This window comes from Tsukamurella tyrosinosolvens (assembly GCF_900104775.1).
GTDB lineage: Bacteria > Actinomycetota > Actinomycetes > Mycobacteriales > Mycobacteriaceae > Tsukamurella > Tsukamurella tyrosinosolvens.
The window spans coordinates 1021030-1046598 of the sequence record NZ_FNSA01000003.1 but is presented as its reverse complement, the minus strand read 5'-3'; the positions used below and the strand labels follow the sequence as shown (position 1 = coordinate 1046598).

At 71.8% G+C, this 25569-nt stretch carries 28 protein-coding genes, 1 tRNA gene and 1 pseudogene; 18 read left to right on the top strand and 12 right to left on the bottom strand.

Annotated features, from left to right (window positions below; translation table 11 throughout):
- Nucleotides 1–2: 2 nt before the first annotated feature.
- Genes nuoL through BLW32_RS06595 form a run of 5 tightly spaced genes read left to right on the top strand, consistent with a single transcriptional unit; the run spans nucleotide 3 to nucleotide 5822 of the window.
- Nucleotides 3–1880 carry an NADH-quinone oxidoreductase subunit L gene (gene nuoL / locus BLW32_RS06615; protein ID WP_068741023.1) on the top strand — a complete coding sequence of 626 codons (1878 nt, stop codon included), beginning with the start codon at nucleotides 3–5 and terminating at the stop codon, nucleotides 1878–1880.
- Complete coding sequence (locus tag BLW32_RS06610; RefSeq protein ID WP_068741022.1) at nucleotides 1877–3355, top strand: NADH-quinone oxidoreductase subunit M; 1479 nt, start codon at nucleotides 1877–1879, stop codon at nucleotides 3353–3355. Before nuoL ends, BLW32_RS06610 begins: the two co-directional genes overlap by 4 nt.
- Nucleotides 3352–4797, top strand: a complete 1446-nt coding sequence (gene nuoN / locus BLW32_RS06605) for an NADH-quinone oxidoreductase subunit NuoN (protein WP_068741021.1) — start codon at nucleotides 3352–3354, stop codon at nucleotides 4795–4797. Before BLW32_RS06610 ends, nuoN begins: the two co-directional genes overlap by 4 nt.
- 15 nt (nucleotides 4798–4812) lie before the next feature.
- A complete protein-coding gene (locus BLW32_RS06600) occupies nucleotides 4813–5133 on the top strand; it encodes a hypothetical protein (protein ID WP_068741020.1) in 321 nt (106 codons plus the stop codon).
- Entirely contained in the window at nucleotides 5130–5822 is a 693-nt protein-coding gene (locus tag BLW32_RS06595) for a TetR/AcrR family transcriptional regulator (RefSeq protein WP_068741019.1), read from the top strand. The genes BLW32_RS06600 and BLW32_RS06595 overlap by 4 nt, the downstream gene beginning before the upstream one ends.
- Here the strand turns inward: BLW32_RS06595 and BLW32_RS28095 are convergent, their stop codons facing one another.
- The 3 genes and pseudogenes from BLW32_RS28095 to BLW32_RS06585 all read right to left on the bottom strand — a co-directional run bounded on the left by BLW32_RS28095 (nucleotide 5823) and on the right by BLW32_RS06585 (nucleotide 7819).
- A complete protein-coding gene (locus tag BLW32_RS28095; RefSeq protein ID WP_254779360.1) occupies nucleotides 5823–6554 on the bottom strand; it encodes a lipase family protein in 732 nt (243 codons plus the stop codon). It abuts the gene before it with no gap.
- A gap of 119 nt (nucleotides 6555–6673) precedes the next feature.
- Nucleotides 6674–6724: pseudogene (locus BLW32_RS28090) on the bottom strand (hypothetical protein); the annotation flags it as partial.
- Nucleotides 6725–7432: 708 nt separating this feature from the next.
- Nucleotides 7433–7819: a DUF1761 domain-containing protein gene (locus BLW32_RS06585; protein ID WP_068741018.1), complete on the bottom strand. Its 387-nt coding sequence runs from the start codon at nucleotides 7817–7819 to the stop codon at nucleotides 7433–7435.
- A 69-nt stretch (nucleotides 7820–7888) separates the two neighbouring features.
- Between BLW32_RS06585 and BLW32_RS06580 the strand changes: the two genes are divergently transcribed.
- From BLW32_RS06580 to BLW32_RS06565, 4 genes are all read left to right on the top strand, one after another.
- Nucleotides 7889–8548 (top strand): TetR/AcrR family transcriptional regulator, encoded by a 660-nt coding sequence (locus tag BLW32_RS06580; protein ID WP_068524376.1) that lies wholly within the window; start codon nucleotides 7889–7891, stop codon nucleotides 8546–8548.
- 123 nt (nucleotides 8549–8671) lie between these two features.
- Entirely contained in the window at nucleotides 8672–12250 is a 3579-nt protein-coding gene (mfd, locus tag BLW32_RS06575; RefSeq protein WP_231857353.1) for a transcription-repair coupling factor, read from the top strand.
- A complete protein-coding gene (locus tag BLW32_RS06570) occupies nucleotides 12247–13209 on the top strand; it encodes a nucleoside triphosphate pyrophosphohydrolase (protein ID WP_074850397.1) in 963 nt (320 codons plus the stop codon). Before mfd ends, BLW32_RS06570 begins: the two co-directional genes overlap by 4 nt.
- 43 nt (nucleotides 13210–13252) lie before the next feature.
- A complete protein-coding gene (locus BLW32_RS06565; protein WP_068741017.1) occupies nucleotides 13253–13981 on the top strand; it encodes a lytic transglycosylase domain-containing protein in 729 nt (242 codons plus the stop codon).
- Between the two features lie 3 nt (nucleotides 13982–13984).
- Here the strand turns inward: BLW32_RS06565 and BLW32_RS06560 are convergent, their stop codons facing one another.
- The 5 genes from BLW32_RS06560 to BLW32_RS27430 form a co-directional block, all read right to left on the bottom strand.
- Nucleotides 13985–14287: a MerR family transcriptional regulator gene (locus tag BLW32_RS06560; RefSeq protein WP_068741016.1), complete on the bottom strand. Its 303-nt coding sequence runs from the start codon at nucleotides 14285–14287 to the stop codon at nucleotides 13985–13987.
- A gap of 142 nt (nucleotides 14288–14429) precedes the next feature.
- Nucleotides 14430–14768, bottom strand: coding sequence for a hypothetical protein (locus BLW32_RS06555; RefSeq protein WP_068524373.1), 339 nt, complete (start codon nucleotides 14766–14768; stop codon nucleotides 14430–14432).
- Nucleotides 14769–14823: 55 nt separating this feature from the next.
- Entirely contained in the window at nucleotides 14824–15654 is an 831-nt protein-coding gene (locus BLW32_RS06550; protein ID WP_068741015.1) for a DoxX family protein, read from the bottom strand.
- Between the two features lie 34 nt (nucleotides 15655–15688).
- On the bottom strand, nucleotides 15689–15898 hold the full coding sequence (locus BLW32_RS06545; protein ID WP_068524371.1) for a CsbD family protein: 210 nt from the start codon (nucleotides 15896–15898) through the stop codon (nucleotides 15689–15691).
- A gap of 48 nt (nucleotides 15899–15946) precedes the next feature.
- Entirely contained in the window at nucleotides 15947–16120 is a 174-nt protein-coding gene (locus BLW32_RS27430) for a hypothetical protein (protein WP_156486391.1), read from the bottom strand.
- Nucleotides 16121–16392: 272 nt separating this feature from the next.
- Between BLW32_RS27430 and BLW32_RS06540 the strand changes: the two genes are divergently transcribed.
- Nucleotides 16393–16608, top strand: coding sequence for a hypothetical protein (locus BLW32_RS06540; RefSeq protein WP_068524370.1), 216 nt, complete (start codon nucleotides 16393–16395; stop codon nucleotides 16606–16608).
- A 57-nt stretch (nucleotides 16609–16665) separates the two neighbouring features.
- On the opposite strand, the gene BLW32_RS06535 is transcribed toward BLW32_RS06540, so the two are convergent.
- The gene (locus BLW32_RS06535) at nucleotides 16666–17037 is read right to left on the bottom strand and encodes a hypothetical protein (protein WP_175546288.1); all 372 of its coding nucleotides are present in this window, start codon (nucleotides 17035–17037) and stop codon (nucleotides 16666–16668) included.
- Nucleotides 17038–17153: 116 nt separating this feature from the next.
- Between BLW32_RS06535 and BLW32_RS06530 the strand changes: the two genes are divergently transcribed.
- Entirely contained in the window at nucleotides 17154–17594 is a 441-nt protein-coding gene (locus BLW32_RS06530) for a pyrimidine dimer DNA glycosylase/endonuclease V (RefSeq protein ID WP_068741014.1), read from the top strand.
- 12 nt (nucleotides 17595–17606) lie between these two features.
- Here BLW32_RS06530 and BLW32_RS06525 read toward each other — a convergent pair.
- Nucleotides 17607–17678: transfer RNA gene (locus BLW32_RS06525), tRNA-Gln, on the bottom strand.
- Nucleotides 17679–17809: 131 nt separating this feature from the next.
- On the opposite strand from BLW32_RS06525, the gene glmU reads away from it, so the two are divergent.
- From glmU to BLW32_RS06500, 6 genes are all read left to right on the top strand, one after another.
- The gene (glmU, locus tag BLW32_RS06520; protein WP_068524308.1) at nucleotides 17810–19261 is read left to right on the top strand and encodes a bifunctional UDP-N-acetylglucosamine diphosphorylase/glucosamine-1-phosphate N-acetyltransferase GlmU; all 1452 of its coding nucleotides are present in this window, start codon (nucleotides 17810–17812) and stop codon (nucleotides 19259–19261) included.
- Nucleotides 19258–20235, top strand: a complete 978-nt coding sequence (locus BLW32_RS06515) for a ribose-phosphate diphosphokinase (protein WP_068524307.1) — start codon at nucleotides 19258–19260, stop codon at nucleotides 20233–20235. Before glmU ends, BLW32_RS06515 begins: the two co-directional genes overlap by 4 nt.
- Before the next feature lie 7 nt (nucleotides 20236–20242).
- Entirely contained in the window at nucleotides 20243–20545 is a 303-nt protein-coding gene (locus BLW32_RS06510) for a DUF1905 domain-containing protein (RefSeq protein WP_068741013.1), read from the top strand.
- Between the two features lie 10 nt (nucleotides 20546–20555).
- Nucleotides 20556–20897, top strand: a complete 342-nt coding sequence (gene arsC, locus BLW32_RS26665; protein ID WP_068524305.1) for an arsenate reductase (glutaredoxin) — start codon at nucleotides 20556–20558, stop codon at nucleotides 20895–20897.
- Nucleotides 20898–20906: 9 nt separating this feature from the next.
- The gene (locus tag BLW32_RS06505; RefSeq protein WP_068524304.1) at nucleotides 20907–21794 is read left to right on the top strand and encodes a LysR family transcriptional regulator; all 888 of its coding nucleotides are present in this window, start codon (nucleotides 20907–20909) and stop codon (nucleotides 21792–21794) included.
- A gap of 134 nt (nucleotides 21795–21928) precedes the next feature.
- On the top strand, nucleotides 21929–23107 hold the full coding sequence (locus tag BLW32_RS06500; protein WP_068524742.1) for an NAD-dependent formate dehydrogenase: 1179 nt from the start codon (nucleotides 21929–21931) through the stop codon (nucleotides 23105–23107).
- 36 nt (nucleotides 23108–23143) lie between these two features.
- Here BLW32_RS06500 and BLW32_RS06495 read toward each other — a convergent pair whose 3' ends face one another.
- Nucleotides 23144–24172 carry an FUSC family protein gene (locus tag BLW32_RS06495; RefSeq protein WP_068741012.1) on the bottom strand — a complete coding sequence of 343 codons (1029 nt, stop codon included), beginning with the start codon at nucleotides 24170–24172 and terminating at the stop codon, nucleotides 23144–23146.
- A 24-nt stretch (nucleotides 24173–24196) separates the two neighbouring features.
- Complete coding sequence (locus tag BLW32_RS06490; RefSeq protein WP_068524302.1) at nucleotides 24197–24388, bottom strand: hypothetical protein; 192 nt, start codon at nucleotides 24386–24388, stop codon at nucleotides 24197–24199.
- A gap of 155 nt (nucleotides 24389–24543) precedes the next feature.
- On the opposite strand from BLW32_RS06490, the gene BLW32_RS06485 reads away from it, so the two are divergent.
- A complete protein-coding gene (locus tag BLW32_RS06485; RefSeq protein ID WP_255304313.1) occupies nucleotides 24544–25569 on the top strand; it encodes a Dyp-type peroxidase in 1026 nt (341 codons plus the stop codon).

Here is a 25569-nt window from a genome sequence, read left to right as displayed (position 1 = left end):
CGGTGACCGTACTCCTCGCGGCTCTGCCGCTGATCCCCCTCGCCGGAGCGGCGGTGCTGCTGCTCGGCGGTCGCCGCACGAACGCGTGGGGGCACCTGTTCGGGACCGCCGTCGCGGCGCTCTCCTTCGTCGTCGCGGCCGTCGCGTTCGGCCTGCTCCTGGCCCGCGATCCGGCGGACCGGTCGGTCGGCACTGTTCTCTACCACTGGTTCTCGGGCGGCGACCTCTCGGTGGACCTGGCCCTCCGGCTCGATCAGCTGTCGGTGTGCTTCGCGCTGCTGATCACGGGCGTGGGCACGCTGATCCACGTCTACTCGATCGGCTACATGGAGGCCGATCCGGGCCGGCGCCGGTTCTTCGGCTACCTCAACCTGTTCCTCGGCGCGATGCTGATCCTGGTGCTGGCCGACGACCTGGTGGTGCTGTACCTCGGCTGGGAGGGCGTGGGCCTCGCCTCGTACCTTCTCATCGGCTTCTGGCAGCACAAGCCCTCGGCGGCGACGGCGGCGCGGAAGGCGTTCATCGTCAACCGTGTGGGCGACATGGGCCTGGCCCTGGCCGTGGCCGTGACCCTGACGACGTTCGGCACCACCACCTTCGGCGAGTTCCTGCCGCGCACCGGTGAGGCCGGCGAGGGCGTGCTCACCTGGCTCGGGCTGCTCCTGCTGCTCGCCGCGTGCGCCAAGTCGGCGCAGGTGCCGCTGCAGAGCTGGCTCGGCGACGCGATGGAGGGCCCCACCCCCGTCTCCGCGCTCATCCACGCCGCGACGATGGTCACCGCGGGCGTCTACCTCATCGTGCGCACGGGCCCGGTCTTCGAGGCGGCGCCCGTGGCGCAGGGCTTCGTGCTCGCGGTCGGCGCGGTGACGCTGCTCTTCGGCGCCGTGATCGGCTGCGCGAAGGACGACATCAAGAAGGCCCTGGCCGCGTCGACGATGAGCCAGATCGGCTACATGGTGCTCGCCGCCGGCCTCGGTCCCGCCGGCTACGCCCTGGCGATCGCGCACCTGTTGGCGCACGGCTGTTTCAAGGCCGGGCTGTTCCTCGGCGCGGGCTCGGTCATGCACGGGATGAACGACGAGACCGACATGCGGCGGTACGGCGGACTGTCGAAGATCATGCCGGTCACCGCGGTCACCTTCGGCCTCGGCTACCTCGCGATCATCGGCGTCCCGCCGCTCTCGGGCTTCTTCACCAAGGACGGGATCATCGAGGCGGCGCTGGGCCGCGGCGGCTTCTGGGGCGTCGTGCTCGGCGGCGCCGCGATCCTCGGCGCGGGGATCACCGGCTTCTACATGACGAGGGTGATGGTGCTGACCTTCTTCGGCGCGCCCCGCTGGCGCGAGGGCACGCATCCGCACGAGTCGCCGCGAGTGATGACGGCGCCCATGGTGGTGCTGGCGCTGGGCAGCGTCGGCGCGGGCGCGCTCCTGGTGATCGGCGGCACGCTATCCGACTTCCTCGCCCCCGCCGTCGGATCCGCGCCCGAGGCGCATCACGCGATCCCCGCCTGGGCGGTCACGCTGCTGGTCCTCGGTGCCGTCGCGATCGGCGTGGCCCTGGCGGTGCGCCTGTCGCGGACGGTGCCCGTGGAGGCACCGTCGGCGGTGAGCGCCCTGACCCGCGCGGCCCGGAGGGACCTGTACGGCGACGCCCTCAACGAGGCAGTCTTCATGCGGCCCGGACAAGCCGCCACCGAGGCACTGCTCGTCGCCGAGCGCAAGGGCATCGACGGTGCGATCGACGCGATCCCCGCGGGCGTGCATCTCGGCTCGCTCCTGCTGCGGCGCTCGCAGACCGGGTACGCCCGCAGCTACGCGCTGACCATGCTGGCCGGGACGGCGGTGCTGATCGGCGCCGCGGCGGTGTGGCTCTCATGAGCGGGCCCTGGCTGACGCTGCTGTGGGCGGCACCCGCGGTCGGCGCGGTCGCCGCGGCGGCGGTGCCCCGCGCGGCGCGGTGGATCGGGCTGGCGGCGGCGCTCGTCGCGCTGGTGATCGGCATCGGGCTCGCCGTCGCCTTCGACCCCGCGGGCGGCTTCCAGTTCGTCGAATCGCACTCCTGGATACCGTCGTTCGGGGCGGGCTACCGGCTGGGCCTCGACGGCACCGGGCTGGTGCTCGTTCTGCTCACGGCCGCGCTCCTGCCCGTCCTCCTGCTCGCCGCGTGGCGCGAGACCTCCCCCGACAGCGAGCGGGCCGGGACCTACGTCGCGCTCACGCTGGCCGTCGAGGCGATGGTGCTGGTCAGCTTCGTCGCCACCGACGTGCTGCTGTTCTACCTCGTCTTCGAGGCCATGCTGATGCCGCTGTACTTCCTGCTCGCCGGGTTCGGCGGCACGGGAGGCGAATCCGGCGCCCGCACGCACGCCGCGGTGAAGTTCCTGCTCTACAACCTGGCCGGCGGGCTCGTCATGCTCGCGGCGGTCGTCGGGCTGTACGCCGCGTCCGGCACCTTCGACCTGCGGGCCCTGCTCGACGGTGCGCGGCCCGGCCCCGGGATCGCGCAGGACCTGATGTTCCTGGGCTTCCTGTTCGCCTTCGCCGTCAAGGCGCCGCTGTGGCCGCTGCACACGTGGCTGCCGGGCGCGGCGGTGCAGACGAATCCGCCGACGGCCGTGCTGATGATGGCGATCGTCGACAAGGTGGGCACCTTCGCGATGCTGCGCTACTGCCTCACCCTGTTCCCCGACGCGGCGGCCCGCTTCGCGCCGTGGGTCGCGGCGCTGGCGGTGGTGGGCATCGTCTACGGCGCGATCCTCGCGATCGGCCAGTCCGACGTGATGTCGCTCATCGCGTACACGTCGATCAGCCACTTCGGCTTCATCATTCTCGGCGTCTTCGCGCGCACCGGCGACTCCCAGGCCGGCTCGGTGCTCTACATGGTGAACCACGGCGTCGCGACGGCCGCGCTGTTCCTCACCGCCGGGGTGCTGGTGGCGCGCCGCGGGAGCCGCCGGATCGGCGACTTCGGCGGCGCCTGGTCGCGGGCGCCGAAGCTGGGCGCGATCTTCCTCCTCGCCGGCCTCGCGACGCTCTCCCTGCCCGGCCTCGGCCCGTTCGTCTCCGAACTGCTCGTCGTGGTCGGCACCTACCCGCGGTGGGCGCTCGCCGCGATCGTCTCCGTCCTCGCCCTCGTGCTGTCGGCGATGTACGTGCTGTGGACCTACCAGCGCATGTTCACCGGCCTCGCGCCGGAGGCGGTGGTGCGCACCGTCGACGACGCGCGGCCGCGGGAGCTGCTCGTGCTGGTCCCGCTGGTCGTCGCGCTGTTCCTGCTGGGCCTCTTCCCCGGCCCCGCGCTGGACGCGATCAACCCGTCGGTCTCGCCCACGGTCGCGGAGGTCGCGCGATGAACCCGTCGATCGAGTACTCGCAGATCGCGCCGGCCATCATCGTCTTCACGGCGGCGATCGTCGGCGTGCTCGTCGAATCCTTCGCGCCCGCGGGGGTCCGCGCGAAGGTGCACGCCGTCCTCGGCGGCGGAGCCGTCGTGGCGGCGCTGATCGCGGTGGCGGTGCTCGCGGACGCCGGGTCGCGCCCGCGAGCGGTGCTGGCCGGGTCGGTCGCCGACGACGGCCTCTCCCTCGCGCTGCAGGGCCTGCTCCTGATCTCGACGCTGCCGGCGCTCGCTCTGATGGTGGCGCGGTACGACTCGCTGACGCACACGGAGGCGGTGCCGCTCACCCTGTTCGCGCTCGGCGGCATGCTGGCCTTCGTCTCGGCGCAGGACTGGCTGACGCTGTTCGTCGCGCTCGAGGTGTTCTCGCTGCCGCTGTACCTGCTGTGCGCGCTGGCGAAACGGCGCGGGCTCCTCCCCCTCGAGGCGGCGCTCAAGTACTTCCTGCTGGGTGCGTTCAGCTCGGCGATCCTGCTGTTCGGCGTCGCCCTGCGCTTCGCGGCGACGGGCTCCACGTCGGTCGCGGCGGCGCCGCAGGACGCGGTGCTCGGCACGATCGGCGCCGCGCTGATCGGCGTGGGCCTGCTGTTCAAGGTGGGCGCGGTGCCCTTCCACTCGTGGGTGCCCGACGTCTACCAGGGCGCGCCGACGCCCGTCACCGCGTTCATGGCGGCGGCCACGAAGATCGCGGCGTTCGGCGTGATCGTGCGGCTCACCCTGGTCGCCTTCCGCGACGTGCCGTGGCGGCCGGTGATCGCCGCGGTCGCGGTGGTGACGGTGGTCGTGGGCTCGGTCATCGCGGTCACACAGTCGGACGTCAAGCGGCTGCTGGCCTACTCGGCGATCGCGCACACGGGTTTCCTGCTCATCGGCGTCTTCGCGGGGACGGTGCGCGGCACAGGCGCGGTCTGCTTCTACTTGGCGGTCTACGGGATCAGCACCGTCGGCGCCTTCGCCGTCGCCGCGGCGGTCCGCGAGACGCGGCCGGACGGGACGAGCGCCGAGGTCGCCGAGCTGGACCGCTGGGCCGGGCTGGGCCGGAGCCGGCCACTGCTCGCCGGGGCGATGGCGCTGTTCCTGCTGTCGTTCGCCGGGATCCCGCTGACCGCCGGATTCGTGGGCAAGTTCGCGGTCTTCGCGGCGGCGGCGCAGCGCGGCGGCGCGTGGCTGGTGGTGGTCGGCGTTCTCGCGAGCGCGCTGGCCGCGGTGTTCTACATCCGCGTGCTGATGACCATGTACTTCGCGCCGGCGCACGAGTTCGCGCCCGACGTGCCGCGGGTGGATCCGCTCACCGGCTTCGCCATCGCCCTCGGCGTCGTGACGGTGATCGCGCTGGGGATCTTCCCGCAGCCGCTCCTGGACCTGTTCGCCGATCTCACGGTGTTCACCGGGCGGTAAGTAGACTCGTCACCCATGAGTGACAAGCCGCTTCCGTTCAGCAACGGCCTGCAGTTGAAGTCGATGGGCGCAGTCCTGCTGCTGGTGCTCGGTGTGCTGATCTGGCGGCTGACCGACGCGACCACGACGACGGCGCGCGTGCTGTACATCGCGGCCATCGTCTTCGAGCTGCTGTTCTTCGTCGGCCTGGTCTTCGCGAGCCGCTTCATCAAGAACCAGCACGACAAGGCCGAGGCCGCGTATCGGGCGCAGGTGGCCGCGCAGGCCGAGGCCGCGCGCAAGCCGTCGGGCGACGACGGTGCCGCGCCCGCGCCGGGCCCGACGGACGCGCCGTGACCTCCTCCGCCAAGGCGCACCGCGCCGCCGGAGTTCCGGTGCGCAAGCGGATGACCGCGGCCGAGCGGCGCAATCAGCTGGTCGACACGGCGCGGTCGGTGTTCGCCGACCGCGGTTACGAGGCGGCGACCATCGAGGAGGTCGCCTCGAAGGCCGGCGTCTCCAAACCGGTGGTCTACGAGCACTTCGGCGGCAAGGAGGGCCTCTACGCCGTGGTCGTGGACCGCGAGATGGAGATGGTCCTCGAGGTCTTCTCCCGCGCCATGCGCGAGGACCGGTCCAAGACCCGCATCGAGCAGATCGCCCTCGCGCTGCTCACCTACGTCGAGGAGCGGGCCGACGGCTTCCGCATCCTCACGCGCAACAGCTCCGCGGAGCACTCGGGCGGCTACTCGACGCTGCTCAACGACCTCGTCGGGCAGGTCGAGAGCCACCTCGAGGGCGAGTTCCTGAACAAGAACCTCGACCCCGAGCTCGCGCCGCTGTACGCGCAAGCCCTGGTCGGCATGGTCGCCATGACGGCGCAGTGGTGGCTCGAGGTGCGCACCCCGCCCAAGGAGGCCGTGGCCGCGCACATCGTGAACCTGTCCTGGTACGGCCTCATCGGCCTCAAGGAGAACCCCGTCGCGATCGAGCCGAGCCGGCTGGGCGGGCCCGACGACACCGTCGAACCCGCCCCCGGAGACTGACTACCGGGGCCCGGCCCCGATCGGCGCGCCGACCAGCGAGGCGAGGACGGTGCCGATGGCCTGCCCGAAGGTGCCGATCGCCGCGGGCTCGAGGCCGCTGCTGAAGACGGTGCGGATGTCGCAGCCCGACGGTGCCGGGCCGGTCGAGTTCATGCGCTGCTTGAGCCAGTCGAACGCGCCGCCCGCGCCGGTCACCACGACGGTCCCGTGCGTGGTCATGAGCTGCTTGACCGGGTTCGGCGGGAACTCCTCGCGGCGGTAGGTCACGGAGGCGCCGCCCTGGCAGTACGAGTTCACGAGCTTGTCGGTCCCGGTGATCGGGGCGACCTCCTCGGTGATGCCGTTGTAGACGTACGCGGGCACCGTCGGGACGCGGCCGCTGACGCCGCGCTCGCGGATCGTCTTGGCGATGATCGGGATCCGCAGCACCTCGTCGACCGGCTTGGTGAGCAGGCGGTTGTAGTCGAACCACAGGTTGGCGACGACGTTCTGCGGCATGCAGTGCCGACGGGTCTCGTTCACGCGCGCCCGGCCCTCGGGGGTGAGCACCTTGTCGAGGGCGACGCGGAACTCCTCGGAGTCCTTGCCGAGCGCGGAGAGCGCCAGGGGGATGAGGCCCGCGAGCAGCGAGGTGTTGACTGCCTTGAGCGACGCGGCGAGGTCCCGCTCGGGCGCGCCGAAGGCGGCGCCGCGGATGTTGAGCTCCGGCGCGTAGGTCGGGTGCTCCTCGATGGTCCAGCTGCTGGCGATCGCGCCGCCGGAGTAGCCCCAGAGCGTGACGGGGTCTTCGCGTTCATCCCGAGGCGGGAGAAGTTCTCGACCGCGCGGATCCCGTCGAGCACGGCCCAGCCGGGCTGGCGCGGCGTGAGGAAGCGGTCCTCGCCGCCGCCGTGGTCGGGCATCGCGACCGCCCAGCCCTCCTGCACGCCGAGGCCGGCGAACAGCAGCTCGGCGCCGGGCATACCGAAGGTGAGCGGGCCCTCCTTCGCCGCGAGGTCGATGGGGCCGCCCTTGGTCGTCGCGTACGAGGACTGGCAGATCCGCAGCGTCGAGTCGGCGGCCGCCTGGTACGAGAGCAGTTTCGTGGGCTTCTTCCCGCGCGGCACCATCACGGTGGTCACGCTGAGATCGGGCTCGCCGTTCATGCCCGTGGTGCGGTAGGCGAGCTGCCAGGCGTCCACGTTGAGCGGCATGACCTGCAGCGACCGGATCGACGTCGTGCGGGTGCGCACGATCTCGCCGGGCTTCAGCGACGCGAGGTCCGCCGGCCGGTCGTAGAAGGCGTCGGCCGGCGGTGCGGGTTCGACGATCGGCGGCAGCGCCTGGGCGCTGGGGGCGGTCACGATGCCCGTGGCGATCACGACGACGGCGCTGATCAGCGCCGCGAGGACACGCGATCCAATCCGGAACGCTGATGTTTCATTCACCATAAGCAAGGAACTTAAAGTGACCCCCGTCACCTGTCAAGACCCGGGGCGACCCGGCTCACGCGTGATCGGCGGCGCGGGCCCACTGGACGCCCCTAGCGGGACGGCCACCTCCCCAGGCCCATGGACGTGGGGAATGCACGACACGCGAGGGCGGTGCACGCCCCGCTAGGGACGGCCGGGTCAGTGCAGGAGCCCCAGCACCACCGCGACGAGCACCAGCTTGAGGAGCCAGTCGCCGGCGTGGATCGCCGCGGTCTGCCAGGGGACGCGTTCCCAGATGATCGAGCCCGTGAGCAGGACCACCGGGAACGCGAGCCAGAGCACCAGGGCGAGCGTGAGAGACGCCGGGAGCGCGAGCAACTCGGCGCGGTCGGCGATCCACGCGAAGCCCGCGGCGACGACGGCGGTGCGGACCAGCTCCGCGACGACCTTCGCGGGCCCCGGCTTCCCGCGGTCGAGGACGCGGTCGCCCAGCGCACGCTGCTCGACCGGGGACAGGAGCACGTAGTAGACCGAGCTCAGAACGAATGCCGCGAGGGCGGCGACGGCGATACCTGCGACGATCATGACGTCCTCCTTTTAGTACCAATGAGTACTCTACGTCCGCACCCGAGTACTGTCCAGTACTATTTCGGCATGGACACCGCACCCGACGCGCCCCGGCTCCGCGGCCGCCCCGGCGGCAGCAGCGGCGCCGACCTGCTCGCCATCGCGCGGGACCTGCTCCTCGACCGGGGCTTCGCCGGCACCACGATGGACGCGGTCGCCGCCGGCGCCCGGATCTCCAAGCAGACGCTCTACCGGCAGTACCCGTCGAAGGACGACCTGTACGCGGCGGTCGTCCGGGACTGGGTGGACCGCGGCCGCGACGCCATGCGCCCGCACCTCGACGCCCTGATCGCGACCGACGACGCCCGGCGGGGGCTGCGCGCACTCGCCGGCACGCTGCAGGCGGGCGTCCTGAGCGGCCCCGTCCTGCGGATGCGCACCCTCGTCGCCGCCGAGGCGCAGCGCTTCCCCGACGTGGCCGACGATTACGTGCGGCGCAGCTGGGACCGCAACCAGGGACTCCTCGCCGACGCGCTCGCGCGCCTCGCCGCCCGGGGCCTGCTCCGCGTCGACGATCCGGCCGCCGCCGCCGAGCAGTTCACGTGGCTGGTGCTGGCCGCGCCGCTCAACCGGCTCACGCTCACGGGCGGCCGGACGGGCGGTACGCAGGAGGAATCGGACGCCGTCGCCGACGAGGCGGTCGCGACCTTCCTGGCCCGGTACGCCCCGCGGGGCGCGGGCGGCTGAGCGCGCTCGGGCCCGTCGGCGCGTGTCGGACCGCGCCAATACACTGGATCGGTGCCTGACGCCGCCCCCTCCCCCGTCCCAGCCCTCTCCGGACTGACCAGGGCGGTCGCCGCAGATCCGGACATCACCGCCTTCGCGGAGGCAGCGGGCAGGCCCGACCTCACCGTCACCGCGGTCGACGGTGCGCGTCCCTTCCTCGTCTCGGCGCTCGCCGACCGCGCGCCCGTGCTCGTCGCCACCGCCACGGGGCGCGAGGCCGACGACCTGACCTCCGAGCTGCGGGAGATGCTGGGCGACGGTGCCGTGGCCCAGTTCCCCAGCTGGGAGACGCTGCCGCACGAGCGCCTCTCCCCCGGCGCGGACACCGTCGGGCGGCGGCTGCAGGTGCTGCGCCGCCTGGCCCACCCGGAGGACGCGCAGTACGGCGAACCCCTGCGGGCCGTCGTGGCGACGGTCCGCTCCCTGGTGCAGCCGATGGCGCCCGGCCTGGGCGACGCCCCGTCGATCACGCTGCGCGAGGGCGTCGAGCACGACTTCGACCAGCTGATCGAGACCCTCGTGGAGCTCGCCTACACGCGGGTCGACATGGTGGGCAAGCGCGGCGAGTTCGCCGTCCGCGGAGGCATCCTCGACGTCTTCCCCACGACCACGGATCTCCCCGTGCGCGTGGAGTTCTGGGGCGACGAGATCACCGACCTCCGTGCCTTCTCCGTAGCCGACCAGCGCTCGCAGCCCGAGGTCGAGGTCGGCACCGTGCACGTCTACCCCTGCCGCGAACTGCTGCTCACCGCGGAGGTCCGCGAGCGCGCGGCGGCGCTGAAGGCGGAACACGAGTCCGACGCCGCCCTGGTGGAGATGCTGGAGAAGCTCTCCCAGGGCATCCCGGTGGAGGGCATGGAGGCGCTGATCCCCGCGCTCATCCCGGGCGAGCTGCAGCTGCTCACCGACGTCCTCCCCGCGGGCGCGCACACCCTGCTCCTCGACCCAGAGAAGATCCGCACCCGCGCAGCGGATCTCGGTCGCACCGGCCAGGAGTTCCTCGAGGCCTCGTGGACCGCGGCCGCGCTCGGCTCGGCCGCTCCGCTCGACCCGTCGGGAATGAACCTGGGCGCCAGCGCCTACCGCTCGCTCGACGAGGTGCACGACTCCGTCTCCGCCGCCGGACGGCCCTGGTGGACCGTCTCCCCGCTGGCGACGGGTCCCGACGAGGGACCGGACCACCTGACGGTCCGCGCCGAACACGCGCCCGCGCCACGGGGTTCCGAGGCCGAGGCGGAGAAGCTCTTCGCGACGCTGCGCGCCCACGCCGCGTCCGGCGGCACCGGTGTGATCGTGGTCGCCGGCCAGGGCACCCGCGCCCGCATTCTGGAGCGGCTGCGCGACGCCGAGGTCCCGGCCACCGAGCTGGACGCGGGCGCCGCCCCGAAGGCGGGCACCGTCGGCGTGCTGCGCGGCAGCCTGCAGACGGGCCTCACCGTGACCGCCGAGAAGCTCGTCCTGCTCGCCGAGCCCGACCTCACGGGTAACCGCGTCGCGGGCGTCGGCGACGGCCGGCGGCTTCCGGCCAAGCGCCGCAACCAGGTCGACCCGCTGGCTCTCACCGCCGGCGACCTCGTGGTGCACGACGAGCACGGCATCGGCAAGTTCGTCGAGATGATCGAGCGCACCGTGGCCGGCGCCCGCCGCGAGTACCTGGTGATCGAGTACGCGCCGGGCAAGCGGGGGCAGCCGGGCGACAAGCTCTTCGTCCCGATGGAGTCGCTGGACCAGCTCTCCCGGTACGTCGGCGGCGAGATGCCGGCGCTGTCGAAGATGGGCGGCAGCGACTGGCAGAACACCAAGCGCAAGGCGCGCAAGGCCGTCCGGGAGATCGCGGGCGAGCTGGTGCAGCTCTACGCGGCCCGCAACGCCGCCCCGGGCCATGCCTTCGCGCCCGACTCCCCGTGGCAACGCGAGATGGAGGACGCCTTCCCCTTCACCGAGACCGTCGACCAGATGACGGTGATCGGCGACGTGAAGGCCGACATGGAGAAGGCCGTTCCGATGGACCGCGTCGTGATCGGCGACGTCGGCTACGGCAAGACGGAGATCGCCGTGCGCGCCGCCTTCAAGGCCGTGCAGGACGGCAAGCAGGTCGCGGTGCTCGTGCCGACGACCCTGCTCGCGCAACAGCATCTGAAGACCTTCGAGGAGCGGATGCAGGGCTTCCCGGTCACGGTGAAGGGTCTGTCCCGGTTCACGGACAAGCTGGAGACCCGAGCGGTGCTCGAGGGCCTCGCCGACGGCAGCGTCGACGTGGTGGTCGGCACCCACCGGCTGCTGCAGACCGGCGTGCGGTGGAAGGACCTCGGCCTCGTCGTGGTCGACGAGGAGCAGCGCTTCGGCGTCGAGCACAAGGAGCACATCAAGGCGCTGCGCACCAACGTCGACGTGCTCACCATGAGCGCCACCCCGATCCCCCGCACGCTCGAGATGAGCATGGCCGGCATCCGCGAGATGTCGACCATCCTCACCCCGCCCGAGGAGCGCCACCCGGTGCTCACCTACGTGGGCGCGTACGACGACAAGCAGGTGGCCGCGGCCATCCGCCGCGAGCTGCTGCGCGACGGCCAGGTCTTCTACGTGCACAACCGGGTCAGCTCGATCGACCGGGCCGCCAAGCACATCCGCGACATGGTGCCCGAGGCGCGGGTCGTGGTGGCGCACGGGCAGATGGGCGAGGAGGCCCTGGAGAGCACGGTGCAGGGCTTCTGGAACCGCGAGTTCGACGTGCTGGTGTGCACCACCATCGTCGAGACCGGCCTGGACATCTCCAACGCCAACACCCTCATCGTGGAGCGCGCCGAGAACCTCGGCCTGAGCCAGCTGCACCAGTTGCGCGGGCGCGTGGGTCGCTCCCGCGAGCGCGGCTACGCCTACTTCCTCTACCCGTCGGAGAAGCCGCTCACCGAGACCGCCTACGACCGGCTGGCGACCATCGCGCAGAACAACGACCTCGGCGCCGGCATGGCCGTGGCCATGAAGGACCTCGAGATCCGCGGCGCCGGCAACGTTCTCGGCGCCGAGCAGTCCGGCCACGTCGCCGGCGTCGGCTTCGACCTCTACGTGCGGCTCGTCGGAGAGGCCGTCGAGGCCTACCGCGCCGCCGCCGACGGCAAGCCGATCACCGTGCCCGAGGAGCAGAAGGAGGTGCGCATCGACCTCCCGGTGGACGCGCACATCCCGCCCGACTACGTCACCAGCGACCGGCTGCGCCTGGAGGCGTACCGCAAACTGGCTGCCGCGCACGACGATACGGCCGTCGCCGAGGTGCTCACCGAACTCACCGACCGGTACGGCCCGCCTCCGGTGGAGGTGGAGCGACTCGCGGCGATCGCGCGGCTGCGCTCGCTCGCGCGGGACGCGGGCGTCACCGAGATCACCGTGACCGGCACCAATCTGCGCATCGCGCCGATGGAACTGCTGGACTCGCAGCAGATGCGGCTCAAGCGGCTCTACCCCGGCGGCTCCTACCGCGCCGCGACCCGCACCATCACCTTCCCGCTCCCCCGGGTCGGCGGGGGCGGCGTCGGCAGCGAACGGGTGCGCGACATCGAGGTGCTGCAGGCCGTCGCCGACTTCCTGGCCGCGATGGCCGGCAAGGGCGCCGGCTACTGGCGGCTCGATCAGCCGCCCCGCGCCGTCGCGGCGGAGGCCCCGTGAGCGGGGCGCGCGGCACCGTCGTCCTGCTCGATCCCGCGCTGCCCACGCTGCTGCCCGTCGCGGCCCTGGGCCGGCTCACCGGCCCCGTGTACTACACGGAGGAGCTGCCGGTGCGGCTCGCGTGGCACCTGCCCGACGGGCGCCCCACGCTCGGCGCGGAGCTGCCCGACGGGGCGACGCTGCTCACCACCGACGAGCAGCACCCGGCCGCCGCCGCGCTGCGGGCCGCCGGCGCCGATGTGATCGCCGCGCCCCGGCCCGCCGGGCTGGCCGTCCTCGACACCGTCGAGCTGATCGACCGGCTGCGGCGCGAGGGACCGTGGGAGTCGGAGCAGACGCACGCGAGCCTGCTGCGGTACCTGGTGGAGGAGACGTACGAGGTGGCCGACGCCGTCGCCGCACTCGACGCGCCCGAGGGCGGGGCCGCCGCCGCGGACGAACTGCGCAGCGAGCTCGGCGACCTCCTGCTGCAGGTCGTCTTCCACGCGCGGATCGCGGAGGAGGGGGCGCACCCCTTCGGCATCGACGACGTCGCCCGCACCCTTGCGGCCAAGGTCCGCCGGCGCACGCCGCACCTGGCCGACGGTGCCGAGGTCGACGTCGCGACGCAGGCCGAGAACTGGGAGCGGCAGAAGCGGCTCGAGCGCGGCGACCGCGCCTCCGTCCTCGATTCGATCTCGCTCGGCCAGCCCGCGTTGGCGCTGGTGGCGAAGGTCTTCGAGCGGCTGCGCACCGTCGGCTTCCCCGCCGAACTGGTGCCGGAGGACGTGCGCACCGTCACTGTCGACCCGGCGGAGCCCGACGCGGCCTACGAGCTGGACTACCGGCGACGGGTCCTCGCGTTCATGGACCGCGTGCGCGAGGCCGAGGCGCTGATGGCCTCCGACGGGGTAGAATCATGGGTCACCGCCTGGGGGGCCGGTCACGCCGGGAACCCCGAGGCACGATCCGGACGTTGAGATCGCGTCCCCAGTTTTCGGCGAGAGAGTTCACGGCAAAGTCATGGTCAGTTCCCGCATGCGCGCGGCGTTCGTCGTCGGCGTCGCGTCGACGGTGCTCGCCGGCTGCGGCGCGATCGACCCGCGCCCGGAGATCCCGCAGGGCATCCCGCCCGGCGCGGGCGCTCCCGTGCCGCTGATCAACGTGAACGGTCCGGGTCGCACGTCGGACCTGCTCCGTGATTGGGCCACCCCGATCAGCGTGGCCACGGGCATCCCGGTGATCTCCCTGGAGGCCTACGGCAACGCGGCCGAGGCGCTCCGGCAGCGCACGCCGGAGTGCGGGATCGCCTGGACCACGCTCGCCGGCATCGCCTTCATCGAGAGCAAGCACGGCACGTACCACGGCGCGACGATCGCACCGGACGGCAAGGTCTCGCCGCCGATCCGTGGCGTGCCGCTCGACGGCACGAACGGCAACCAGGAGATCCTGGCGACCGGCACCGATCCGCACCGGCCGAACGCCAAGTTCGACGCCGCGATGGGCCCGTTCCAGTTCATCCCGGAGACGTGGCAGCGGTTCGGCGTGGACGCCAACGGCGACGGCAAGGCCGACCCCGACAACATCGACGACGCCGCCATGACCGCGGCCCGCTACCTGTGCGTCTCGGGCAAGGACCTGACCACGGCGAAGGGCTGGGAGAAGGCCGTCATGGTCTACAACCAGTCCCGCAAGTACGTTCTCGATGTGCGCGACGCCGCCGCCGCGTACTCGATCAACGTGCAGCCGTAGCCGCTACTCGGTACCGGCGCGGCACGCGTCGAGCTCCGCGCGCAACGATGCGCACTCGTCCTCCAGGGCCAGGATGCGCTCCACGCCCGGGAGATTGACGCCGGTGGCGACGAGTTCCGTGATCCGGCGGATCCGCGCGATGTCGTCCTCGCTGTACCGGCGGGTGCCGCCCGCGGTCCGCTGCGGCCGAATCAGATGCCGTCGTTCGTAGAGGCGGAGCGTCTGGAGGCCGACCTGCGACAGCTCGGACGCCACCGAGATGCTGTACACGCCGAGATCGGAGCGCACACGGTGTGACTGCGTCATCGCACTCCTCCTTCGCGCCCGTCCCGTTCGCCGCCCTGCTGCGTCGCCCGGGAGCGAAAATCTGATCCTTCCACTGTAGATCCCGTCGCCGTCGGGCGTGGGACCACCCGCCGTCCCCGCGGATCCGCGTCCGCGGGGACGGTCAGGTGTGCGGGACCTCGGCCAGGGGCGGCAGATCCCCGACGGCGGCGTCGTAGGCGTCGATCAGCCAGGCCGCCGACCGGTCGGCGATCAGCACGGCCGCGCCGTCGTCGAGGGCACCGTCGAAGAACCGGACCCGCCACGGCGCTCCGGCGTCCTCGTCGGCGAGGCCGGTGACGGCGTCCGTGTTGGTCGCGAGCAGGTACCGCCCGAGTTCGAAGTCGACCCGGAGTGCGTACTGCCCGTCGAGGTTCTCGACCCGGGCGCTCCGCTGCGTCGACACCTCCAGCGCGTGCAGCGCGTCGGTGTACCGCCCGGTGAACTCTGGCCTGCGGGGCACGGCGTCTCGATTCTCGTCGACCTACCGCGGCCGCGATCCGGCCGGGCGGCCCACGTTACGCGATGCGCGCCCGCTTCTTCCTGTCCGCCACCGCGGCGGACGCCTCGTCGCGCAGGGCGTGCAATCGGTCCCCCGCCTTCTCGGCGAAACCGGCGGCGGCGTCCGCCGCGTCGGCGAGGACCGGTCGCGCGCGGTCCACCGCGTCGTCCACGACCGGCTTCACCTTCTCCGCGGCGTCGGCGATCGCGGGCTTGGCCCGCTCGACGGCGTCACTGATCGCCGGCTTCGCCGTCTCGACCGCACCCACTACCGCGGGCTTCGCCCGGCCGATCGCGGTGGCGCCGTACTCCTGGGCCGCGTGGGCCCGCTCCTGCCAGGTCGCCGCGCCGTCGTGATGACCGGGGGTGACGGCCGCGACGGTGTCGGAGACCCGCTCGGAGGCGCGCTCCGCCGCGCGCCGGGCACGCCAGGTGAGGCCGGGCTTGCCCTCGGTGTCGAAACCCGCGATCAGCAGGCCGCCCAGCAGCGACAGGTTCTTCACGAAGTGCAGCTGCTGCTCGCGGCGGGCCTCGGGGTCCGACTCCGCCCAGAACGGATGGTCGACGACCGTCGCGGGCACGAGGGTGCCCGCGAGGGCCAGCGAGGCGGCCCGCGGAGCCCGCCCGGTGGCGAGCAGCAGGCCGCCGCCGAGCTGGACACCCGCGTTGATCCGTACCCAACTCCGGGCGCTCGTCGGAATCGCCGTCGAATCGGGCAGGGCCTCAGTGGCCTTCTCCACCAGCGGGGCGACGGTGTCCGCTTTCCGCCCCGGGTCGCTCGTCAGGCCGGTGTAACCGGTGTAGACGAAGATCGAACCGAGCAGGGGTCGCGCGATCCGTCGAATCATGTCCAGCTCCCATCGTCGTCGGGTCTCGGGCGGATCAGTTGCCCGAGAGCTTGTCCTTCACCTCGTCGACGCCCTCCTTGACCTTGTCGGCGGCGCCGGCGATCTTGTCCTTGATCGAGGCCTCGGCCTGGTCGCCGCGGCCCTCCTCCTTGAGCTGGGGATCGTCGAAGGCGGTGCCGACGGTCTCCTTGGCCCGGCCCTTGATGTCCTGAGCCTTGTTCTTGGCGTCATCGGTGAAGCTCATGGTGCTCTCCTTCGCGTCGGGGTTCGCCTGTGCTGCTCGACGGCCGGATCAGCCGATCGGTACACCCGCGAGGTGCAGGACGAGGGGCGCCAGCATGAGGCCCGCCATCAGCACCAGCAGGGTGACGATCACGACACCACCGCGAGGGTGGAGGACCAGCGGCGGAGCCGCTTCGACGGGGCGGCGCGGGATTCGGGCCGGTGTGGCTCGGGTGTCGTTCATCTCGCGCTCCCATCGAAAATCTATGTCGTTTCGAACAGATTTCACGCTATGGCCGATGACTATTCCTGTCAACGGTCGCGCCAGAAAAGACGTTGCAGAGCCAGCAGAACGCCCCGCTGCCTGCACGTTGTCGGTGATGTGCGCCTCGTCACACTTGATTGTGCAGGCCGGACCGCCGGCCGTCTCACGACTGACGACGGATGCGGAGAATCCGCAGCGAAGGCGCACCCGGCTGACACCGGATCCCCAGGTTCGCGGCGCACCGTCGAATCATGACCATCAGCCGAAAGACCCTCGCCGCAGCCGGATTCCTCGCGATCTCGGCCTTCGCCCTCACCCCCGCCATCGCCTCCGCCGCCACCCCGCAGATGTACGACTCGTGCAGCGCCACCCAGGAGGGGCAGCGCATCACCACGCCGAACGGCGACACCCTCGAATGCGTGGAGGTGGACACCGGCACCGGCTACGACTGGGAGGAGCCCAACTGAGACCCGATCGCCGCGCTCCCCTCCCCCGGCGCGCGCGATCCGCCGAGGCGCGGGCCGCTAGACCTCGAGTCCGGCGGCCCGCGCCTGCTGCTTGATGCGACTCATCTCGGAGACATTGCCGAGGAGGGCGATCCAGTTGTAAACCAACAGCGAGATCAGGCCCCACCAGCCGGCGAGCAGGTTGTGGGTCTGCGCCGCGCGGTAGGCGGCGCGGATCTGCTGGTAATCGCCCGTGGCGTAGGAGTCCTGCCACTGGGCCAGGATCAGCAGCCCCGTGTGCCTGCGGAACTTCGCCTGGAAGACGGGCCCCTGCGGGTACGGCTGCGGCTGGACATAGGGGTGCCGCGGATGGCCCTGCTCCGCGTAGGGCTGCTGCGGGTAGGACGGGCCGGCAGGCTGCTGCGCCGGGTTCTGCTCGTACGGGTTCATGCCGTCAGTCAGCCACCGCGATCTTGTCGTCGCCTTGCACCCCGGTTGGTGCGCGGGACATTTCGGGCGAACCGGCACAGGCGACGGTTCCAGACCCGGCCGGATAGCGTGGGGGCATGCGCATCTGGTCGGTACACCCCCGCTACCTCGATCGGCAGGCGCTGATCGCCTGCTGGCGCGAGACGCTGCTCGCGCAGGCGGTGCTCGCGGGCCGCACGAAGGGCTACACGCAGCATCCCCAGCTGGAGCGCTTCCGCGCGACGCCGGAGCCGCTCGCCGCCGTCGGCGCGTACCTCGCCGCCCTCGCCGACGAGGCCGACGCCCGTGGCTACAACTTCGACCGCACCCGCATCGACGAGCCGACCGCGACCGTCGCACCGATCGACGTGACCGACGGGCAGCTCGACCTGGAGTGGGCGCACCTCAGAGCCAAACTCGACGCGCGGAGCCCGGACGTGGCGGAACGGTGGCGCACCGTCGAGCGGCCGGATCCGCACGGGAGCTTCCGGACGGTGCCGGGCCCCGTCGAGCCGTGGGAGCGGGCGCAGAAGCCCTGATCCAGGGCGTTGCTCTCCCGCCAGGACTCGAACCTGAAATGTCTGAACCAAAATCAGAAGTGTTGCCGATTACACCACGGGAGACCGGGCCCGGGCTGGCGCTCGGAACCGTCGCCCAGCATTGTGCCACGGACGCTCGACCGCGGCGGTTCTCGTAGGATTGCGCCGACTCTCGACGCGAAACGCACGACACCGACGACACCTCAGGAGCAGCGATGGCGAACGGAACAGCGGTGGTGATCCTCGCCGCGGGCGCGGGAACGCGCATGCGATCGAAGACACCGAAGGTGCTGCACGCGATCGCGGGCCGCACCCTGCTGGGGCACGCGCTGCACGCCGCCGCGGGCACGACGCCGGAGCACCTCGTCGTGGTCGTCGGCCACGACCGGGACCGGGTCTCCGCGGCCGCGCTGGCCACCGCGGGCGAACTGGAGCACGAGATCCTCGTCGCCGTGCAGGAGCAGCAGCGCGGCACCGGTGACGCCGTGCAGGCCGGGCTCAGCGCTCTGCCCGCGGACTTCGCCGGCACCGTCATCGTCACGGCCGCCGACGTCCCGCTCCTCGACGCCACGACGCTGCGCGAGCTCCTGGACACGCACACCGGCGGCGACGGCGCCGCGGTCACCGTGCTCACCACCGCCGTCGCCGATCCGACCGGCTACGGCCGCGTGCTGCGCACGCAGGACGGCCAGGTCACCCAGATCGTCGAGCAGAAGGACGCGACGCCCGAGCAGCTCGCCATCACGGAGATCAACTCCGGCGTGTACGCCTTCGACCACGCGCAGCTCGTCGCCGCGCTCGCTCAGCTGCGGCCCGACAACTCGCAGGGCGAGCTGTACCTCACCGACGTGATCGGCATCGCCCGCGCGGCCGGCCAGCTGGTGCGCGGCGACCACGTCGACGACGAAATGCTCGTCGCGGGCTGCAACGACCGGATCCAACTCTCCCAGCTCGGCCGCGAGCTCAACCGGCGGATCGTCGAGCGGCACCAGCTGAACGGGGTCACCGTCGTCGACCCCGCGAGTACCTACATCGATGTGGACGTCGAGATCGCGCCCGACGTCGTGATCCAGCCGGGCACGCACCTGCGCGGCGCCACCGTCGTCGCCGAGGACGCGGTGATCGGCCCCGACACCACGCTGGTCGACACCGAGGTGGGCGCCGGCGCGACGGTGCTGCGCAGCGAGGTGCACCTGTCGGTGATCCGCGAGAATGCGACCGTCGGGCCGTTCAGCTACCTGCGGCCGAACACCGACCTCGGACCGAAGGGCAAGATCGGCGCCTTCGCCGAGACCAAGAACGCGCAGATCGGAGCGGGCAGCAAGATCCCGCACCTGAGCTACATCGGCGACGCGACCATCGGCGAGGGCAGCAACATCGGCTGCGCGACGGTGACGGTGAATTACGACGGGGTGAACAAACACCGAACGGTGATCGGCGACCACGTGCGCATCGGATCCGACACGATGCTCATCGCGCCGGTGGAGGTGGGCGACGGGGCGTACAGCGGAGCGGGTACCGTGATCAAGCGCGACGTGCCGCCGGGAGCCCTGGCGGTCTCCGCCGCGGATCAGCGGAACATCGAGGAATGGGTCCTCCACCGGCGTCCGGGCACGAGCTCAGCCGAGGCGGCCCAGCAGGCTATCGCGAGGATTGACGAGCAGTGAGCAACTGGATCGATAACCAGAAGAACCTGATGCTGTTCTCGGGCCGTGCCCACCCCGAGCTGGCGCAGCAGGTCGCCGACGAGCTCGGTGTGCAGGTCACCCCGCAGACGGCACGCGATTTCGCCAACGGCGAGATCTTCGTGCGCTTCGAGGAGTCGGTGCGCGGTAGCGACGCCTTCGTCCTGCAGAGCGCGCCGTACCCGGTCAATCAGTGGATCATGGAGACGCTGATCATGATCGACGCGCTCAAGCGCGGCTCGGCGAAGCGGATCACCGCGATCCTGCCGTTCTACCCGTACGCCCGCCAGGACAAGAAGCACCGCGGCCGCGAGCCGATCTCGGCGCGCCTGGTCGCGGACCTGTTCAAGACCGCGGGCGCCGACCGGATCATCACGGTCGACCTGCACACCGATCAGATCCAGGGCTTCTTCGACGGCCCCGTCGACCACATGCACGCGCAGACCATGCTGGCCGACTACGTGCGCGAGCACTACGGCACCGAGAACATGGTGGTGGTCTCCCCCGACGCCGGCCGCGTCAAGGTGGGCGAGAAGTGGGCCGACGCCCTCGACGGTGCGCCCCTGGCCTTCGTGCACAAGACCCGCGACCCCAACGTCGCGAACCAGGTCAAGAGCAACCGCGTCGTCGGTGACGTCGCGGGCCGCACCTGCGTCCTGATCGACGACATGATCGACACCGGCGGCACCATCGCCGGCGCCGTGGGCGTGCTCAAGGAGGCCGGCGCGAAGGACGTGATCATCGCGACCACGCACGGCGTCTTCTCCGAGCCCGCCACCGAGCGCCTCGCGAACTGCGGCGCGCGCGAGGTCATCGCGACCAACACGCTGCCCATCCCGCCGGAGAAGCACTTCGAGACGCTCACCGTGCTGCCGATCGCGCCGCTGCTGGCCCGCACGATCCGCGAGGTCTTCGAGAACGGCTCGGTCACGAGCCTGTTCAACGGCAACGCCTAGCCCCCGCATGGCGGGCGTCCGGGGAGATTTCCGGGCCGAGATCTGGCTCTCGGAGGTCTTCGCCGCCTGCCGCTTCGTCGCGCTCCCGAACCACCTGGCCGACGAGATCGCCGACACCGTCGACGGCTCGAAGCCGGGGTTCGGGAGCGTTCGCGTCTCCGTGACCATCGGGGCGACCACGTGGGCGACGTCGATCTTCCCGGACTCCGGGCGCGGTACCTACGTGCTGCCGCTGAAGAAGGCCGTCCGCGCCGCCGAGGGCGTCGACATCGGCGACACCGTCGAGGTGCACCTGGCGGTCAGAGACTAGATTGGCCCGTATGGACGCGACGATCTACCACAACCCCCGCTGCACCAAGTCCCGCCAGGCGCTGGCCCGGCTGGAGGAGGCCGGCGCGACGGTGACGGTGGTCAAGTACCTCGACCAGGTGCCGTCGAAGGCGGAGCTGACGAAGCTCATCGACGACGCCGGGCTCACCGTCCGGCAGGCCGTCCGCACCCGCGAGGCCGAGTACAAGGACCTCGGGCTCGCCGACGCCTCCGATGACGCGCTGCTCGACGCGATGGTCGCGCACCCCAAGCTCATCGAGCGGCCCTTCGTGGTGACGGCCAAGGGCACCCGCATGGCCCGCCCCACCGAGGCCGTCGACGAGATCCTGTAGCGAAGGGCGATGCTCTTCCGGCAGCTCGAGTACTTCGTCGCCCTCGCGCGCGAGCAGCACTTCGCCCGCGCGGCCAGCGCCTGCTACGTCTCGCAGCCCGCGCTGTCCGAGGCGATCCGCAAACTCGAGCACGAACTCAAGGTGCCCCTCGTCCTGCGCGGCTCCTCCTTCGAGGGCCTGACCCCCGAGGGTGAGCGGCTCGTGCCCTGGGCCCGGCGCATCCTCGCCGACCGCGACGCCCTGGAGCTCGAGGTCACGGCCCTGCGCACCGGGCTCACCGGAGAGCTGAGCCTCGGCGTGATCCCCGCCGCCGCCACGTCCGCCGCGCTCCTCACCGACCCGTTCTGCGCCGCCCACCCGCTGGTCCGGGTCCGGGTGTGGGCGGGCCTGCGCTCCGCCGACGTGGTCGAGCGGATCCGCCGGTTCGAGTTGGACGCGGGCATCGTCTACCCCGAGGGCGTCGACGTCGACGGGTTGTCGGTGACGCCGCTGTACACGGACCGGCTCGCACTCATCGCGCGCGAGGACCTCCTGCCCGACGGTGACGGCCCGCTCGCGTGGGCGGACGCCGCGCAGCTGCCGATGTGCCTGCTGCACGAGGGCATGCACGGGCGGGACCTCGTCGACGCGGCGGCCCGGGCGCACGGGGTGCGGCTCACGCCGCGCCTGGAGGCCGACTCGGTGGCGACGCTCCTGGCGATGGTGGGCGCGGGGCGGTGGGCGTCGATCGTGCCGCGGGCGTGGATCGCGACGTACCGCGCACCGTCGGGCACGCGGACCGTCGAGCTCGAGGGCGCGGGCGAGCTCGCCACCTCCGTGGCCCTCGTGCGCGGCGCCGGCGATCCCGAATCGGTGCTCGCCCGGGCCCTCGCGGAGAGCGCGCAGCGCGCGGACTGAGCCCCTGCCCTGCGGTGATCGGCACCGCCTATCGGGCGAGCGGATCCCCGTATTGGACGCGCACGACGGGACGCGCGACAGTGGATGCAGAGGGACGAAATCCATTCTCCCCCTCGTCCATTCAAGGAGTGATCATGGCGAAGATCCTGTGTGTCCTGTACCCCGACCCGGTGACGGGCTACCCGCCCGAGTACGCCCGCGACTCCATCCCGCTGATCGAGGCCTACCCCGGCGGGCAGACCATCCCGTCCCCCGCCGCGATCGACTTCACACCGGGCGAGCTGCTCGGCTGCGTCTCCGGCGAGCTGGGCCTGCGGAAGTACCTCGAGGCGGCCGGCCACGAGCTGATCGTGACGTCGGAGAAGGACGGCCCCGAGTTCGAGCGCCACCTCGCCGAGGCCGAGGTCGTCATCTCGCAGCCCTTCTGGCCCGCCTACCTCTCGGCCGAGCGCATCGCGAAGGCCCCGAACCTCAAGCTCGCGCTCACCGCCGGCATCGGCTCGGACCACGTCGACCTGGACGCGGCGATCAAGGCCGGGATCACCGTCGCCGAGGTCACCTACAGCAACTCGATCAGCGTCGCCGAGCACGCCGTGATGCAGATCCTCACGCTGGTCCGCAACTTCGTCCCCTCGTACAAGTGGGTGGTCGAGGGCGGCTGGAACATCGCCGACTGCGTCGAGCGCGCCTACGATCTCGAGGGCATGGACGTCGGCATCATCGCCGCCGGCCGCATCGGCCAGGCCGTGATGCGACGCCTCGCCCCGTTCGGCGTGCGGCTGCACTACTTCGACACCCGCCGCCTGCCGCTGGAGCTCGAGCAGGAGCTGAACCTGACCTACCACGAGTCGGTCGAGTCGCTGGTCCGCTCGGTGGACGTGGTCGACATCCACGCCCCGCTGCACCCGAAGACCTACCACATGTTCGACGCCGACCTGCTGTCGACGATGCGCCGCGGCTCCTACATCGTGAACACCGCGCGCGCCGAGATCGTGGTCCGCGACGACGTCGTCGCCGCGCTCGAGTCCGGGCAGCTCGCGGGCTACGCCGGCGACGTCTGGTTCCCGCAGCCGCCGGCCGTCGACCACCCGTGGCGCACCATGCCGCACCACGCGATGACCCCGCACGTCTCCGGAACGACGCTCTCCGCGCAGGCCCGGTACGCCGCGGGCACCCGCGAGATCCTCGAGGACTTCTTCGCCGGTTCGCCGATCCGCGACGAGTACCTCATCGTGGACGGCGGCGCGCTGGCGGGCGTGGGCGCGAGCTCGTACACCTCCGACGGCTCCGCCAGCCCGGGCGCGCACGTCTGATCGCCGACGGTGCGCGGTCCCGGCACCCACGGCGCTTCAGCGGCGCCGCTCGGCCGGGCTGCGCACCAGGAGCGCGACCGCGACGCCCACCACCACCCCGATCACGGTGTCGACGCCGCGGTAGAGCAGCATCCGCACCGGATCGGTGGGGTCGGCCAGCTCGGTCATGAGCATGATCAGCGGGGTGAAGAAGCCGATCGCGACGGCGTAGTGCCGCGCCGTGTACAGCTCCGTCGGGAACAGCAGCGCGATCGCCACGAGCGCCAGCGCGGTGGGCCCGGGGTCGAGCGCCAAGAGCGCCGCGGCCACGGCGAGCCCGACGAAGGTCCCGATGGTGCGGTGCGTCGCGCGGGTGATCACCAGCCCGGTCTCCGCGTCGGACGGCCGGCCCGCGTCGATCACAGCGAGCGGGACCGCCGCGGCCGCCATCGCCCAGTTCGCGTGGTCGACGCCGATCAGCACCCCCGCAGTGCCCGCGATGCCGACGGCGAGGGCGTAGCGCAGCGCATGGATGCCCACGCCGGGCGCCGGGCGGCGCAGCACCATCGCGATGCCGTCCCACCAGGGCCGGCCCCGGAAGGGGTCGGGCCGGCCGATCGCGCCGACCACGATGGCGAAGACCACCGTCGCGGCGCAGATCGCGAGCGCCTGCCAGGGCGGGGCCAGGCCCGCGGGCAGTGTCGCGGTCGCGCCCATCGCGAACAGGAAGAAGAACGGCCCGGCGGGGCGCAGCCGCACCGCGTCGGACAGGACGGAGCAGACCATGGCGAAGACCACGCCGACGGCCACGAGCACCCAGGGCGGCGCCTGATGGTGCGCCAGCGTGATGCCGAGCGCCTCCCCCGCGATGAGCAGGCCGCCCGCCTGCACCTGGTGCACGATCCGGGGCCGGCCCTGCTCGCCCCGCCCGTACATGCCGGCGAAGGCGCCGAACTCGGCGTAGATCAGCAGCTCGGGGCGCCCCCAGGCGATCAGCACCAGGCCCGGGACGAGGAGCGCGATCGCGACGCGCAGCGCGTGGCCGCCGTCGCGCAGGTCGGGGCGGTAGCGCTCGGGGAGGCTCATCCCCACCGGACGCCGCACGCGGGACTAGGCGTACGCGGCGAACACCGCGGCGAGGATCGCGCACACGGCGGCGCCGCTGACCGCGCCGGCGGCGAGGAGCGCGTTGGTCGTGTAGGTGGCGTCCGAGGCGGGGCGGCGCGGTGCGGAGATCACGCACGCGGCGACGACGCCCGCGAGGGCCGCTACCGCCAGTACCACCACTGCGATCCACGTCATGTCCGACTCCTTCCGTCCCGTGCACGACGCCCGTCGCCGTCGAATCGACACCGACGACCCGGGCACGGACCATCATCGCACGCGCGGCATTTCGCGTCCCGCCGCACCGATCCCTCGTCCCCCGTCGCGCCGTCCAGACCTGAGTTAGGGTGAAAATCGTGGTCCCGAATCAAGGTGTGATCTCGCCGTTGACCCAGGCCGCGATGTTCGTCGTCGCGACCGTCGACCCCGGGCGGGAGGACCGCGTCCACGACGCGCTCGACAACCTCTCCGGGCTCACCCGCTCGGTCGGCTTCCGCTACCCCGAGAAGCAGTTGTCGCTGACGACCTCCTTCGGCTCGGACGCCTGGGACCGGTTGTTCTCCGGTCCCAAGCCGAAGGGCCTGCACCCGTTCGTCGAGCTCGACGGTCCGCGGCACCGGGCACCGTCGACCCCCGGCGACGTCCTGTTCCACGTCAAGGCGAGCACCCTCGACATGTGCTTCGAGCTGTCGTGGCGCATCCTCGAGGCGCTCGGGGACGCGGTCACGGTGGTCGACGAGGTGCACGGCTTCCGGTTCTTCGACGACCGCGACCTGCTCGGCTTCGTCGACGGCACCGAGAACCCCGCGGGCGCCGCGGCCGTCGCCGCCACGGCGATCGGGGACGAGGACCCCGACTTCGCCGGCGGCAGTTACGTGCACGTGCAGAAATACCTGCACGACATGTCCGCGTGGCGCGCGCTGTCGGTCGAGGAGCAGGAGCGGGTGATCGGGCGGACCAAGCTCGAGGACATCGAGATGTCCGACGACGTGAAGCCCGCGAACGCGCACATCGCGCTCAACGTGATCGAGGACTCCAGCGGCGAGCAGCTGCAGATCATGCGGCAGAACATGCCGTTCGGCGAGCTCGGCAAGGGCGAGTTCGGCACCTACTTCATCGGCTACTCCCGCGACCCCGGCGTCACGGAGCAGATGCTGCGCAACATGTTCCTCGGCGATCCGCCCGGCAACACCGACCGGATCCTCGACTTCTCGACGGCCCTGACGGGCGGCCTGTTCTTCACCCCGTCGGGCGACTGGCTCGACGCGCCGCCCGATCTCCCCGCCGCCGACGGCGCACCGTCGGCGGAACCGACCGGAACGACCATCCCCGCGCCGGCCGACGGCTCGCTCGGCATCGGCGGCCTCAAGGAAAGGTAA